Here is a 15,399-nt window from a genome sequence, read left to right on the forward strand (position 1 = left end):
ACAGGAATAAGATGGAAGAGGTTCTTCTTTATAATCTTGATAATGAGAAAGGAAATCGTATCAAACAGCTTTGCGCTTTGATGAAGATTCGTTTTAAGTCAGTGTCTCGTGTGGACTATCTAGAGCCAATCGGAGCTATTGCCGGAATCAAGGGTGTAGAGAGGAAGAACATCCCGTTTGAAGGGCAGGCTTTCACCGACGAAATGATTGTTTTCAAGAACTTTAGCGATAAGGTTCTTGAGGACTTTTTACGTCGTTACCGTCAGTCAGGCATTGAAAAGGTTGCTTTAAAAGCAGGACTGACCCCTTATAATATTGTGTGGAACTCTTTTCAGCTTCGTGATGAATTGATGCGGGAACACGAAGAAATGTCCAAGTTGGAAAAATGAAATGGCAGAACAATCGCTGAAGGATAAGACGGCAAAAGGATTATTTTGGGGAGGGCTTAGCAATGGTTTGCTGCAATTCCTGAATCTTTTTTTCGGTGTATTTCTTGCACGTATTCTTACTCCTGCCGACTATGGGATGATAGGGATGCTCACTATCTTTTCCCTTATTGCGGGTTCATTGCAGGAAAGCGGTTTTATTGCTGCTTTGGCTAACAAGAAAGAGGTTGTTCATAAAGACTATAATGCTGTATTTTGGTTTAGTACCGGGTTAAGTTTCTGTCTGTATATCATTCTTTTCTTTTGTGCTCCGTTAATTGCTGATTTTTATCATGTGCCGGAGTTGACGGCTTTATCACGTTATTCCTTTTTAGGCTTTTTCATTGCCAGCCTTGGAACAGCGCAAAGTGCATTCCTATTTAGGAACTTGATGGTAAAACAGAAAGCGATGTCTTCTGTGATTGCACTCATCTTTTCCGGGATTGTTGGGGTGTTATTGGCTTCTTTAGGTTTTGCTTATTGGGGAATTGCCACTCAAAATCTGGTATACGTTGCTACGGTTACGGTTTGTTATTGGTGCTTTTCCTCGTGGCGTCCTACTTTTCATTTGGACTTTACTCCTTTGAAAGGAATGCTGTCATTTAGCAGTAAGTTGCTCCTGACTAATATCTTCGGGCATATCAATAATAATCTGTTTTCCGTTATATTGGGAAAATTCTATTCGGAAACAGAAGTCGGTTATTTCGGGCAGGCCAATAAATGGAATATGATGGGGCATTCCCTGATTACCGGTATGGTAAATGGTGTGGCGCAGCCGGTACTTGCACAAGTATCGGATGATAAAGAAAGGCAATCGCGTGTTTTCCGTAAAATGTTGCGTTTTACCGCTTTTATCTCTTTCCCGGCTATGTTTGGTTTATCGTTGGTTGCTCCGGAATTAATTACGATAGCCATTACGGACAAATGGGCTGCCAGTGCGGAAATCCTTCGTCTACTCTGTATCAGTGGAGCTTTCATTCCCATTATTACTCTCTATTCCAACTTGTTGATAAGCAAAGGAAAGTCGAACGTTTACATGTGGAATACGATTTGTTTGGGAATGACTCAATTGTTGGTCATGCTATTATTATATCCGTATGGTATACATACGATGGTTCTTGTATATGTATTGATTAATATAGTTTGGCTGTTGGTGTGGCACTATTTTGTGTGGAGGGAAATACGGTTGAGATTATTCCAGGCATTGAAGGATATTATGCCGTTTGCGGTAATATCCGGTGGGATAATGATTGCCACATATTATATAACACTCTTCATGCAAAATATTTATCTGCTTTTTGTGAGTAAAGTTATAATAGCTTCATCACTTTATATGATAATTATGTGGTGTAGTGGTTCTATAACGTTTAAAGAAAGTATGCAATATGTCAGACATAGATAAAAAGACGAAAAACGTATCAATCATATTATGTACTTATAATGGAGCAAGGTTTTTAAGAGAACAGCTTGATTCTATTGTAAACCAAACCTATCCTATTTATGAATTGATTATTCAAGATGATTGTTCTACAGATTCAACCGAATCCATTGCAAAAGAGTACGTGGAGAAGTTCCCGTTTATTAAATTTGTAAAGAATGAAACGAACAAAGGTATCAATTTGAATTTCTTCTCAGCTATCTCTCGTGCCACGGGCGAATATATCGCCATTTCTGATCAAGATGATATCTGGGAATTAAATAAAATAGAGAAACAGATTGATTGTATTGGTGACCATTTGTTTTGTGCGGGATTGACTAAACCTTTTTCAGAAGATGGTTCTCCTATAAAGTTTGATGCCCGTATTCCTAATTATCATCTTTTGCGATTATTATATTTAGGTCCGTTTGCAGGACACACATTCCTTTTTTCAAGGAGATTGTTGGAAAAGTTACCGGATTTTTCCGATATTATTTCAGCTCGTTGTTATGACGCTATTTTGTCAATAGTGGCAGGGGCTTTCAATGACATTGTATATATCAATCAAGTATTGGTCAATCAAAGAAGGTACATAACCGCAGCAACTTACACGATACCGACAGATGATAAAATCACTTTGGGTTCTGTTATAAAGTATATTTTTAATTCATTAAAACTTTATAGAGAATTAAAACCAATCATCAAAGAACGCTTTAAATGTACATTACGTTTTTTAGAACGAATTGACTCTCCGGAAAAAGAATTGCAAGACGCCATCTATATGTCTAAGTTGCAAAGTTCTTCCTCTTTTATGGATCTGTGCAGGTTATCTGTTTTCTGTATAAGAAACAGAGATAAAATATTTTATATAGCGGGAAACAGGGGGATCATAGCTGTTCTTAGGGCTATTTATTTTCCCATATCATCCAGCATATATTTTCGTGCATATAGTAAACATTATCAAAAGTAGTTGTAGAAGAATCTTTTTGCTAAAGACAGTTATATGAAGAATCTGAAAATAGCATTGGTCAAACAGGATGTATATCAAGATTTATATGTATGTCCTTCTTCTGAAAAGGATGCAGGAGCGATATTGATGTCCTCACAAATGCGGGTAGGTCCGGTAGGGCTTTTCTCCGATTGCCATTGTGACTTTTATATCGTGAAAGAGGAAATGGCTCCGGAGACCCGGATATACAGATATGTGATTCCGCATAAAACGAAGATGTTGAGACTGCTGAAAACACAGACATTGAATAGCATACCGGGACATTCCGGTTATTGTCCGGGGAGTGAGCATCCCAATGGTGATTTTTCAGTCGATTGCCGGGAAATCAACTGGGGCAATTATGATATTGTTATTTCCATTAATGTTTCTTTGCCGACTGAAGTGATCCGACCATATAAATCCACTCTTTTCGCTTATATGATCGGTGAGGCAAACATGGCTGTCTCCAAACCCCGTTTCGGGTATGATGTCTCTTTAAACCAGATGGCAAGAGGAATTGTCGGCAAACATTGTGGTGAAGTAGATTTCCCATATACCTTCCTGAATGGTTACTCTTTACAAAATATCATGAAAAGTGTTCTGAAAAGGGATTCGAAAAAAGAAGGCGTCTTTATGGAAATCAATTCTACTACGGAACGGCCGGTCAGGCATGTGCCGGAACATTTTAAGCCTTTGGAAGATGCCGGATATAAAATATTACTTCATCATCAGTCGATTAAAGAAAATCTTACGCGATTATATGATTCTAAGTACTTTATTAAATATGGAGGAAGGTGTATTCGGGGAAATTCTGTAGCTGAGGCTGTTTCTGCCGGTTCGTTGGCTATCATGAATAGTGACGAGGTTATTCACAAAGAGCTGATTATAGAAGAATGTGATGTGAAATCAATGGACGATATCCTTCGATTGTTAAAAGAATTGGATGCCGACGAACAGAAATATCAGACCTTGCTGCTTAAACAGAAACAGCTTGTTTCCGACTTGTTCTTTGAGAAACCTTTGATGTCGCTTGTAAATTGCCTTAATGAGAAAAGAGAACAAGAGAAAGTTTATACACGTGCTGAAAGGTTGGATGACTTGATCTATTTGTCTTTGATGGCATTAAAAGCGAAGCTGAAGTTGGTGAAACGATGGATTACCCATAGATAATGTTTGGTTGGCATGAATTAAATGGAAGGTGCGTTTTTGTTGTCTGTTAATGAGAAAATAGGTCGATTTTACTCCCTTTCATATTAAAATCTCTATCTTTGTTGCATGAACCGTTTAATAGAGTAAAGGAATGCAAGCAATTATTTTAGCTGCCGGAATGGGAAAACGACTGGGAGATTTGACCAAAGAGAATACGAAATGTATGGTCAAAGTCAACGGAGTCTGTTTGATAGACCGCCTCCTTAATCAGTTATCCTCACTACCTCTAACGCGCATTATTCTTGTTGTAGGTTACCAAGGACAAAAGTTGAGACAGTATGTAGGTGATAAGGCTGGTCAAATTCCTATCGAGTATGTAGAAAATCCGATATACGACAAGACTAACAATATTTATTCGCTTTATCTGGCTAAAGAGGAGTTACAAAAAGATGATACGTTATTGATCGAATCCGATTTAATCTTTGAAAACTCACTGTTTCATAAAATACTATCCGAACCATATCCCAATTTAGCTATGGTAGCCCGTTATGAAACATGGATGGACGGTACAATGGTACAGCTGAATGAAAATCTTGATATTGTAAATTTTATCTCAAAGAAGGCTTTCCGTTATGATGAGATAGATACATATTACAAGACCGTCAACCTGTATAAGTTCAGTAAAGAATTTCTGCGAACAAATTATGTCCCTTTTCTTGAGGCATATAGTAGGGCATTGGGAAATAATGAATATTATGAACAGGTTCTCAGGGTGATTACTTTGTTGGACAGATGCGAATTGAAGGCTTTGCCTTTGAATGGAGAGAAATGGTATGAAATAGATGATATACAGGATCTTGATATTGCGGAAGCTCTTTTTGCCGAGGATAATCAATTACATTTATACCAAAAGAGATATGGGGGATATTGGCGATTTCCTGCACTGAAAGATTTTTGCTACTTAGTCAATCCTTATTTTCCTCCGGCTAAAATGAAAGAAGAGATGAAGGCGAATTTCGATACCCTGTTGACCGAATATCCTTCGGGAATGTTTGTCAATAGCCTGATTATGGCTAAAAACTTTGCTGTTAATCAAGAATATGTGGTGGTAGGAAATGGAGCTGCGGAGTTGATTAAGAGCTTGATGAATAAATTGGAGGGCAATATTGGAGTCGTTTATCCTACATTCGAAGAATATCCTAACAGAAAGTTTGAAGCGGAAATAATACCGTTTGTTCCTCAGAATGCCGATTTTGCTTATACAGCGGATGATTTGCAACGTTTTTATGAGGGAAAAGAGATTAGCACCCTATTGCTGATCAATCCGGATAATCCTTCCGGTAACTTTATTCCCAAGGAAGACATTCTCCGATTGGCGGCTTGGACGGCCAAGAAAGATATCACGCTCATTGTCGATGAGTCATTCGTGGACTTCTCTTCGTTGTCTTACCGTAATACGTTGCTGGTAAATGAAATACTTGAAAAATATCCTAACCTGATCGTTGTAAAAAGTATATCAAAATCTTATGGAGTACCCGGGTTACGGTTGGGTTTGGCTGCTTGTTCCGGCAAGGAACTGATTGCCGATTTAAAGAAAGACGTGGCAATATGGAATATCAACTCCTTTGCTGAGTTCTACATGCAAATCTATGGTAAATATGATAGTGATTACAAGCAGGCTTGCGAATTGTTTATAACAGAGAGAGAACGGTTTTATCATGAGTTGCAGCAAATATCCTTTCTAAGAGTGATCCCTTCGCAGGCGAATTATTTCTTGTGTGAAGTTACTTCACGCTTTACTTCCTCGGAATTGGCTGCTCTTTTATTGAAACGATTCAATCTGCTGATAAAGGATTGTGGTACGAAATCGGCTTTCAAGGATAAAAACTATATTCGTATTGCTGTTAGAGATGAAGGGGATAATGATTATTTGATTGAAGCATTTAAAAGTTTAGAGAAATGAAGATTATAGGTTTCGATACGATCTCTGATTTGCATATAGCTCCGGCACAATGCATCGAATGGGCAAAGCATATGCTATTGAACAAATATGAATGTAGTCTTCCTCCTAAAATAAGTCTAAAAATGAAAGGGGATATATTTGTGAATACAATGCCTTCATGTATCCCTGAGATAAATAGGCATGGAGTAAAGGTAGTGTCACGTTATCCTCAACGAATGCCTGCATTGGTCAGTGAAATTCTTTTATATGATTCGATAAGTGGGGAAACTCTTGCTTTCATGGATGGAACGTGGATTACGGCTATGAGAACTGGAGCAGTCGCTGCTTTGTCTGCTCAAACATTTCAGAAATCGGGTGCAAATCAATATGCTTTTATGGGATTGGGAAATACGGCTCGTGCAACATTAGTGTGTCTGGCTGAACTATTTAGGAATAAAGATTTGTATATTAAAGTTCTGGCCTATAAAAATCAGGAAAGGGATTTTATCAAAAGATTTGAGATGTATTCTAATTTGCATTTCTCGGTTTGTGATAATACTAAGACTTTAATTAGTGGATCAGATGTAGTTATTTCCTGTATTACATCAGCTTCGGGGCAGATTGCAACGGATGAAGAGTTTAAGCCCGGAGTGACGGTAATTCCTGTGCATACTCGTGGTTTCCAAAATTGTGATTTGTTTTTTGATAAAGTTTTTGCCGATGATACAGATCATGTGAAAGATTTCAAATATTTTAAATCTTTCAAGCAATTCGATGAGGTTTCTAAGGTTTTATTGAAGAAGAGTGTCGGAAGAGCATCTGAGCAGGAAAGAATATTGGTATACAATATTGGAATTTCCTTGCATGACATTTATTTTGCTTCAAAGATTTATGATTTGGTTACAAATGAATCGATGCAAGTTGTTCTATCTACAAATAATAATAAATTCTGGTTGTAATGGAAGGAGACCTGCGACAACGCTTTAATCCCGAAGGCTCTGTGCTAAGACAGCATCAGTTGCGTATGCTCGAGCTTTTGAAAGTAATCGATTGCATTTGTAAGAAGCATGATATACCGTATTGGCTGAGTTCCGGGACGTTGATTGGTGCGGCTCGCCATAAAGGGTTTATCCCTTGGGATGACGATTTGGATATAGAAATGATGCGGGAGGATTATTTGCGTCTCATTAAAATATTACCGGAGGAACTTCCTGATAATTTAGCTTTGCAAACACATGAGACGGACCCTAATTATATCTTTATTTTCGGCAAGTTGAGAGATACGGATTCTTTTTTGGCGGAGACCAATGATTATGACCGTAACTTTACCTATCAAGGCATATACATTGATATTTTTCCTATGGAATATATCCCGTACAGGCTTGCATGGATTGCAGGGCATATGCAAGGGCAAATTTACAAGCAATTAAACAGGAAATCGCTAAATGAAACGACGATACAGAGGAATATCAATCGTATTTATCGGTTTAATACCCGAATAGGATTCCCCGTCTTGAGATTCTTTTCAAAAATGTTTCCGGTCAAAACGATACGTCACTCTTTTGGCACAGCTTATTTTTCTCCGCGATTTGCCGAGGATCTTTTTCCATTGAACCGGATTGAATTCGAAGGTGAATTGTTTCCTGCTCCGCATGATACGCATGCCTATCTCACGAAAATATATGGGGATTATATGAAATTGCCGGATTTAGACAAAATAAGTCCGCACTATAAAGAGATTCGTTTCACTAAATAGCAGAAGGTTATGGCTCCGGATTATTCTTTTAAGTCTGTTTCTCCAATCGCTATGTTCGTCTATAATCGTTTGGATAATACGAGAACGACCATAGAATATTTGAAGCGTAACGAACTCGCTTCGGAGAGTTCCTTGTACATTTTCAGTGATGGAGGAAAGAATGAAGCGTCATGGAAAGCAGTCAATGAAGTCAGGGCGTATCTGCATACGGTGACGGGATTTAAGGAAGTACATATTGTAGAACGTCCGGAGAACTATTATCTGGAAAGAAATATTACGGGAGGTATTCAATATGTTTTGTCTGAACATGATACGGTTATTGTGTTGGAAGATGATATTTGCACTTCTCCCGTTTTCCTGAAATACATGAATGATGCGTTGGATAAGTACCGGGAAGAAAAAAAGGTGATGCATATAGCAGGCTTTTCCAATCTGGATGTTTTGGAACTGGGTGATGTTTATTTTACGCCTCACATGTCCGGTTGGGGATGGGCTACCTGGAAAGACAGATGGCAACTGTTCACGCATTATACCTCACGGGCGGATGCGCTTGCGGGATTGACTCAGGCAGATCTTCTCAAGATAGAATACGGTGGAAATTTCAGATGTCTGAAGTCGCTCGACAAATCTCCTATCCCTTGGGATATCTGTTGGGAAGTAATCATCCACAAACAGAAAGGACTGTGTCTGACACCTACCCATACGCTTGTGAAAAACATAGGTATAGGTAATGGCACGCATTTTAATAACAGCCGTTTGTTCGGATGGTATGATTATGACCGTCCCTTTAGGACGGAAGAAATTTGTTTACCGGATATTCCCGTCCGGGAGAATCCGAAAATAGAGGAAATGTATGCCTTTGCACTGAAAGACCATGGGATGAGGTATAATCTTTTTGGTAAAATCGTACGTTATGTCTATAAAAAATGCTTTCCACAATCTAAGCAATAATTATATTTTCCCTACCTTTGTCCAAACATTCGGCTTATGAGAGTTTTAATAATCAATACATCTGAACGAATTGGAGGAGCAGCCGTTGCCGCAAACCGGTTAATGGAAGCCCTGAAGAATAACGGGATAAAAGCGAAAATGCTTGTACGCGACAAGCAGACAGACCAAATCAGCGTAGTGGAGTTGCAGAGAACGTGGAAGAATATCTGGCGTTTTGTATGGGAGAGGCTTGTGATTTGGAAAGCGAACCATTTCAAGAAGAATAATCTTTTTTTAGTTGATGTAGCCAATACGGGGACGGATATAACCTCTCTGCCCGAGTTTAAGCAGGCTGATGTGATTCATCTTCACTGGATCAATCAAGGTATGCTTTCCTTTAAGGATTTGAATAAGATTATGATTTCGGGCAAACCGGTGGTCTGGACGATGCATGATATGTGGACTTTCACCGGAATGTGCCATTATGCCGGAGAGTGCGAACGGTATATGGAACAGTGCCATCACTGTCCGTTGCTGTACGGAGGCGGTGGAAAGAAAGACTTGTCCTATCGTACATTCCGGAAGAAACAAAAACTTTATAGCGGGGTACATATCACCTTTGTGGCTTGTAGCCGTTGGCTGGAGTCGATGGCGAAGAAAAGCAGCCTGTTGAAGGGGCAGACGGTAACCAATATCCCTAATGCAATCAATACGAATCTTTTCAAACCCCATGATAAAGCGGAAGCGCGTGAAAAATGCCATCTTCCGCAGGATAAGAAACTGTTGCTTTTCGGTTCGGTAAAGATTACCGATAAGCGTAAAGGCTTGACATATTTCGTTGAGGCCTGTAAAATGTTGGTAGAGAAATATCCGGAAATGAAAGATACCGTCGGGGTCGTTGTGTTCGGACAGCAATCTTCGCAGTTGGAAAGCATGATACCTTTTCCTGTCTACTCCATGAACTATGTAAGCAGCGAAAAGGAGATTGTGGATATTTATAATGCTGTGGATCTGTATGTCACTCCGTCGCTCGAGGATAACCTGCCGAATACGATTATGGAGGCGATGGCGTGCGGTATTCCCTGCATCGGTTTCAATGTAGGCGGTATCCCCCAGATGATAGATCATTTGCATAACGGCTATGTAGCCCGGTATAAATCGTCCGAAGATTTCGCCAACGGTATCCATTGGGCACTTACAGAGAGTGAATATCCCAATCTGAGTGAGGAAGCCTGCCGTAAAGTGGTCTCCAACTATTCCGAGCGTATTATTGCGAAACATTATATTGATATTTACAATAAGGTAACCGGCAGCCATGCATAGCAAGCTCAATCCCCGTTTTTCCATCATCACGGTGACGTACAATGCCGGGAAAGTTCTGGAAGATACCATTCAAAGCATTGTGACGCAGACGTATAAGAATATAGAGTATATCGTTGTGGATGGTGCGTCGACGGACAACACTTTACAGATTGTGGAGAAATACGGACACCATATTCATAAGGTGGTCAGTGAGCCGGATAAAGGTTTGTATGATGCCATGAATAAGGGTATGAAGCTCGCTACGGGTGATTATCTCTGTTTCCTCAATGCCGGGGACAGCTTTCATGAGGACGATACACTCCAGTTGATGGTACATTCCATTACAGGCAATGAATTGCCGGATATTCTTTATGGGGAAACGGCGATTGTCGATGCTGACGGACATTTCCTTCACATGCGACGGCTTTCCGCACCGGAACATCTCACTTGGAAGAGCTTCAAGCAAGGAATGTTGGTTTGCCATCAGGCATTCTTTGCCCGGCATACACTGCTGGAACCCTACGACCTTCGTTTCCGTTTCTCTGCCGATTTTGACTGGTGCATCCGTATGATGAAGAAAGCACGGACGCTGCACAATACTCATCTGACGATTATTGATTATTTGGATGAGGGCATGACTACCCATAACCGTAAAGCATCCCTGAAAGAACGTTTCCGCATTATGGCAAAATACTACGGATGGATCGGTACGGTTGCTCACCATGCATGGTTTGCCATCCGTCTTATTTTGAAACCGGAGAAGTAAAAGCATATTTTTAGCTGCAAAAGAAGGAATATTTCAGATAGGTGAGGCTACAATACCAATTGGTACATCCTTATCTAGTGCATAATGTTAATTGTCTATATACAATGGAACTGACTTATCAAGTTTTTCTATGAAATGTTCTTTATGACAAAACAACTGCTGTACTTCTTCACTCTTTATATTACTCTGTACATTTATTACCATTGCGTCGTGATAAGAAAGAGGCTTTCCACAAAAGCAGCAGACAACTTCTATTTTATCTTCATTATAAGTTTTGTCCATCATTCTTTATTTTTTGTTCCTGATAGATTCAATCAAACTATTACAAACTTGTGGTCAATATTTTGTTATAAGAATTATAGTTTGATTCCATATCATTATATTAATCTTGATGATTTTTAATCTGATCTCTACAAAGGTAAATAAATACTATTTATGGTGTTTAGTTAAGAGACTGTTTTTTGAAGACTTTTCTTTTATCAGGTACATATATCAACATAGCCTGTCGAATCGACAGGCTATGTTCTATCATCAGAGATAAATCTGTATCTGATTCTAATTTTTCTTTCCGCCCTTCTTCCCCCTGAATGACAGGGCAATACCGATCAGTGCACCGATCAATAAGATTGCCAGGGCGATGTAGGCGATTGTTTCGGTCATGTGCAAAGACTTCGGATCGAAAGTGAACTCTACCGTGTGCTCGCCTGCCGGGATGTTCATTACCCGGAGAATATAATCGGCACGTCCGTGAGGAACCTCTTTGCCGTCGATGTATGCTTCCCAACCCGGATAATAGATTTCGGAGAACACCGCCACACCGTCTTTTGTCAATGACGTTTTGTAAATCAGGTGGTTAGGTTCGTAGGAAGTCAGTGTGATGGACGACAGCGAATCTTTGTATGCATTCTCGACGTTGTTCAGCTCACTCTTGAATTTTGCATCCACGAGGGCAGTCTCCTGCAAATCCACTTTGTCGATCGCTTCAATCTCCTCGTTTGCATTGTCCACATATTTCACATTGTTCACAAACCATGCGTTGCCGAATGCGTAAGGGTTTTCCACCGGGATGGTACGGTTCTCCGCACCGGGGAAGATGATATATTTCGTATTCAGCATATTCAGTGCAGGGAAACCTTCCGGCGATACTTTGCCCATGTCTCCTCCCGCTTGTACCACGTCTTTACGGAGCGTATTCATCTCCTTGCCGATGTGGTAATCTATCATTTCCTGATAGCGGCGCAGCTTGGCAGGGTGGTAGCCTCCGATGCTCTTGTGCCAGTAAGCTGTATTGTTTTCGTTGAAAGTATTCGTTGCGAGATTCAGCACACGATAATCCAACGCTTTGTCTTGCAGGATGAACTCATCCGTCGGGGTCTTTTGGTAAGAGATCGTTTTCTGTACTTCATCCACATACATTTCATCGTTCAGATAACGCTTGTTGACCATCCACATATCGCCCAGACAGAGCACGGCGATGGTTGCTATCATCCATTGGGCTTTCAGTTTACCCATGTTGTAAGTGAGCAAAAGCCCCGTACCGATGAGGATGATGAAGAAGCTGCGCCATGCGTCGGATGTGAAAAGATGAATGCGCATCTCTTCCAGATTGGCAACGATCGGCGCCAACTGGTCTGCCGGGATACCGTTTTGCAAGGCCTGCATTTCCATCGAGGAAATGTAAGACGGGAAGAAAAGTTTGGGCAATACGGCAAACAGCAAGGCTATTCCGCCGGTCAGTCCGAAACTGATGTAAACGTACTTGATGTTTTCTTTCAGTAGCTGAGGCCGGGTTACAATCTCTTTCAGTGCCATGATGGCAAGCAAAGGAATGGTAAATTCGGCGATGACAAGAATGGACGATACCGCACGGAACTTGTCGTACATCGGGATGTAGTCGAGGAAAAAGTCCGTGAATCCCATGAAGTTCTTGCCCCATGAAAGCAGGATGGAGAGCACGGTCGCTGCGAGGAGTGCCCATTTCATCGGTCCTTTCACGATGAAGAGCCCAAGGATGAAAAGCATCATGACGAAAGCTCCCACATACACCGGACCGGAAGTGCCCGGCTGTTCTCCCCAATATTGACCGATTTGGCTGTACAGGCCGGAGTACATCGGGTTTGCCTTTTCCATCGCCTTTTCATTGGCTGCCAACGGAACGGAAGCCCCGCCCTTTACGTTGGGGATGAACAGGGAGAAGGTCTCTCCGATGCCATAGCTCCATTGGGTAATATAACTGCGATCCAGTCCGCTTTTGGTCTGGTCGTCAGAGTTTTGTTTTACCAACTCGGATTTTCCGCGTATGGTCTCTTTGCTGTATTCGTAAGTGTGGTAGAGGTTGGAAATGTTGACGGATGCACCTATCAACGCTGCCACTATCAGCACCGCGCTGGCTTTGAAGAAGCCCGGGAGTTCTTTCTTGCGGTAAGCGTCCACAAAAAAGGCGATGACCATGAACAGGATGACAAACAGGAAGTAGTAGGTCATTTGGATGTGGTTGGATAGAATCTGAAGCGCGATGAAAAGTGCGGTCACGATTCCTCCCCAAAGATATTTGCCCTTGTATGCCAGTACGATTCCGGCTATCGTGGGCGGTATGTAAGCCAGCGTGACAAACTTCCAGATGTGTCCGGCTGCGATGATGATGAAATAATACGAGGAAAAAGCCCATAGGATAGCTCCCAGCGAGGACAACCATACGGAGAAGTCGAATGCCCGGAGCAGAATGTAAAATCCGAGCAACATGATGAATACGAGCCATATATCTCCCGGAAGGTAAAGACGGTAGATGTTTCCGATGGTTTTCAAAATATTCGTAGAATCATAGCTTGGCGCACTTTGGTAAGTGGGCATACCGCCGAAAATGGAGTTGCTCCAACGGGTTGTTTTGCCGGTTCTTTCGTGATATTCTCTTGACTCCTGACCGTTACCGATACCTGCCACAGAGTCGTGCTGTGCAAGTATTCTGCCTTCAAACGCTGCCGGAGCGAAGTAGATAGTCGGGATGATGATGAATGCCAGTATGGCAATCAGATCGGGAAGAATACGCTTTATGAGTTTCATAACTTGTTTTGTTAATGCTTTAAGCCACAAAGATAATAAATTTCCCACTATTCTCCGTGAAATATTGTACATTTGCCCCACAAAATGGACAAAATGGTATGAAATTAGGAATTATTACAGCTATGGGTTCTGAATATGACCAATTGGCACAGTTGTTGGCCGATAAGGTGGAGCAGAACGAGGGGCGTCATCAGTACATAACCGGACATTTGGGCGATAATGAACTGGTCTTGATGCAGTGCGGAATCGGGAAGGTGAACGCGGCGGCGGGTACGGCAGATTTGATTCATGCCCACCATCCGGATTGCATCATCAGCACGGGGGTGGCAGGCGGTATAGACAAGTGCCTGAAAGTGATGGAAGTGGTGGTGAGCAGCCGTATCGTTTACCACGACGTGTGGTGCGGAGAAGGCAACGCTTACGGTCAGGTACAGGGCTTGCCGCTCTATTTCGAGGGAAACCGCACGCTGCTGGACTGCGCTCTGGGGCTTGCTTCCGAAACACGTATTCACGACGGGCTTATCTGCACGGGAGATAAATTCATAACCGACCGCACGGAGCTGAACGAGATTAAAAAGCAGTTTCCTGACGGACTGGCGGTCGACATGGAGTCCGGTGCCATCGCACATGTCTGCTATCTCAACAAAATATCGTTTATTAGCTTCCGCATTATCAGCGATACGCCGGGAGTGGACCATCACTTCGAGCAGTATCTGAATTTCTGGGGAGAGATGGCGGACCGTTCCTTCGGAGTGACGCACGCTTTCCTCTCCGCATTGCCTAACAAATTATAAAACAAACAGTTATATGAAAACAATACCGAGCTTTACAATCGACCATATCCGCTTGTTGCGCGGAATTTACGTCTCCCGCAAGGACGAAGTGGGAGGAGAAACCGTTACGACGTTCGATATCCGCATGAAAGAGCCCAACCGTGAGCCGGCTCTCGGACAAGGCGCTTTGCACACCATCGAACATCTGGCTGCCACTTACTTGCGCAATGATCCCGTTTGGGCAGACAAAATCATCTATTGGGGCCCTATGGGATGCCTTACGGGGAATTATCTCCTGATGAAAGGCGACTTGCAGCCGAAAGACATCGCGCAGCTGATGCGTGACACTTTCCGTTTCGTGGCGGATTATGAGGGAGAGATACCCGGAGCCGCACCGAAAGATTGCGGTAACTACCTGCTCCATGACCTGCCTATGGCTAAGTGGGAATCGGCGAAGTATCTGCACGAAGTGTTGGAACAGCTGACGGATGCCAATCTGGAATATCCGCAGAAATAATACGCTTTCTCCCTGCCGTGCTTCGGAACGGCGGGGATGCTTTAGCTTTTGGAAACCGGAAACGTTTATCGGCAGTCTGTTCGGATGCCGGGAATGTTTATCGGTTTTTTTGTTTGGCGGTAGGGGGATGTTCTTGGATAAATCGGCAATGGCACGAGCGGGCATGAAGAAGATTTATCTTCTTTCTTCTTTTTTCTTATCTCCGTAAGGAGATTCTTTTATTCTTCTTTCTTCTACTTTCCTTTCCTCTCTTTTTCTTTTCTTATCTTAACTCTCTATATCTCTCTTCTCTTCTCCTTTCCTTTTCTCCCCCAATGCGGCAAAATGTATACATTATCTCCCGCTAAATGACATTTTTGGGAGGAAGATTCGTT

15 protein-coding genes are annotated in these 15,399 nt (G+C 41.8%); 13 read left to right on the forward strand and 2 right to left on the reverse strand.

The window, feature by feature from the left end; translation table 11 throughout:
• Positions 1–11 precede the first annotated feature (11 nt).
• From DXB63_RS01535 to DXB63_RS01580, 10 genes are all read left to right on the forward strand, one after another.
• A complete protein-coding gene (locus DXB63_RS01535; RefSeq protein WP_122124601.1) occupies positions 12–389 on the forward strand; it encodes a DUF3783 domain-containing protein in 378 nt (125 codons plus the stop codon).
• 1 nt (position 390) lies between these two features.
• Positions 391–1,827 (forward strand): lipopolysaccharide biosynthesis protein, encoded by a 1,437-nt coding sequence (locus DXB63_RS01540; RefSeq protein WP_122124602.1) that lies wholly within the window; start codon positions 391–393, stop codon positions 1,825–1,827.
• A complete protein-coding gene (locus DXB63_RS01545; protein ID WP_122124603.1) occupies positions 1,811–2,812 on the forward strand; it encodes a glycosyltransferase in 1,002 nt (333 codons plus the stop codon). The genes DXB63_RS01540 and DXB63_RS01545 overlap by 17 nt, the downstream gene beginning before the upstream one ends.
• A gap of 33 nt (positions 2,813–2,845) precedes the next feature.
• Complete coding sequence (locus tag DXB63_RS01550; protein ID WP_122124604.1) at positions 2,846–4,000, forward strand: hypothetical protein; 1,155 nt, start codon at positions 2,846–2,848, stop codon at positions 3,998–4,000.
• Positions 4,001–4,130: 130 nt separating this feature from the next.
• Positions 4,131–5,942 carry an aminotransferase class I/II-fold pyridoxal phosphate-dependent enzyme gene (locus tag DXB63_RS01555; RefSeq protein ID WP_122124605.1) on the forward strand — a complete coding sequence of 604 codons (1,812 nt, stop codon included), beginning with the start codon at positions 4,131–4,133 and terminating at the stop codon, positions 5,940–5,942.
• Positions 5,939–6,880: an ornithine cyclodeaminase gene (locus DXB63_RS01560; RefSeq protein ID WP_122124606.1), complete on the forward strand. Its 942-nt coding sequence runs from the start codon at positions 5,939–5,941 to the stop codon at positions 6,878–6,880. The genes DXB63_RS01555 and DXB63_RS01560 overlap by 4 nt, the downstream gene beginning before the upstream one ends.
• Positions 6,880–7,677 (forward strand): phosphorylcholine transferase LicD, encoded by a 798-nt coding sequence (locus DXB63_RS01565; protein ID WP_122124607.1) that lies wholly within the window; start codon positions 6,880–6,882, stop codon positions 7,675–7,677. Before DXB63_RS01560 ends, DXB63_RS01565 begins: the two co-directional genes overlap by 1 nt.
• A gap of 9 nt (positions 7,678–7,686) precedes the next feature.
• Complete coding sequence (locus tag DXB63_RS01570; RefSeq protein WP_122124608.1) at positions 7,687–8,628, forward strand: glycosyltransferase; 942 nt, start codon at positions 7,687–7,689, stop codon at positions 8,626–8,628.
• A gap of 36 nt (positions 8,629–8,664) precedes the next feature.
• Positions 8,665–9,930, forward strand: a complete 1,266-nt coding sequence (locus DXB63_RS01575; protein ID WP_122124609.1) for a glycosyltransferase family 4 protein — start codon at positions 8,665–8,667, stop codon at positions 9,928–9,930.
• Complete coding sequence (locus tag DXB63_RS01580; protein ID WP_122124610.1) at positions 9,923–10,675, forward strand: glycosyltransferase family 2 protein; 753 nt, start codon at positions 9,923–9,925, stop codon at positions 10,673–10,675. Before DXB63_RS01575 ends, DXB63_RS01580 begins: the two co-directional genes overlap by 8 nt.
• An 87-nt stretch (positions 10,676–10,762) precedes the next feature.
• Here the strand turns inward: DXB63_RS01580 and DXB63_RS01585 are convergent, their stop codons facing one another.
• A complete protein-coding gene (locus DXB63_RS01585; RefSeq protein ID WP_122124611.1) occupies positions 10,763–10,960 on the reverse strand; it encodes a hypothetical protein in 198 nt (65 codons plus the stop codon).
• A 270-nt stretch (positions 10,961–11,230) separates the two neighbouring features.
• Positions 11,231–13,735, reverse strand: a complete 2,505-nt coding sequence (locus DXB63_RS01590; RefSeq protein ID WP_122124612.1) for a YfhO family protein — start codon at positions 13,733–13,735, stop codon at positions 11,231–11,233.
• 98 nt (positions 13,736–13,833) lie between these two features.
• Here DXB63_RS01590 and DXB63_RS01595 point away from each other — a divergent pair, with 98 nt between their 5' ends.
• Genes DXB63_RS01595 through DXB63_RS01605 form a run of 3 tightly spaced genes read left to right on the forward strand, consistent with a single transcriptional unit; the run spans position 13,834 to position 15,233 of the window.
• Entirely contained in the window at positions 13,834–14,529 is a 696-nt protein-coding gene (locus tag DXB63_RS01595; RefSeq protein WP_122124613.1) for a 5'-methylthioadenosine/adenosylhomocysteine nucleosidase, read from the forward strand.
• A 13-nt stretch (positions 14,530–14,542) separates the two neighbouring features.
• Entirely contained in the window at positions 14,543–15,025 is a 483-nt protein-coding gene (locus DXB63_RS01600) for an S-ribosylhomocysteine lyase (protein WP_122124614.1), read from the forward strand.
• Entirely contained in the window at positions 14,997–15,233 is a 237-nt protein-coding gene (locus DXB63_RS01605; RefSeq protein ID WP_122124615.1) for a hypothetical protein, read from the forward strand. Before DXB63_RS01600 ends, DXB63_RS01605 begins: the two co-directional genes overlap by 29 nt.
• Positions 15,234–15,399: the final 166 nt, after the last annotated feature.

The sequence above is a fragment of the Bacteroides sp. OM05-12 genome (genome assembly GCF_003438995.1).
GTDB lineage: Bacteria > Bacteroidota > Bacteroidia > Bacteroidales > Bacteroidaceae > Bacteroides.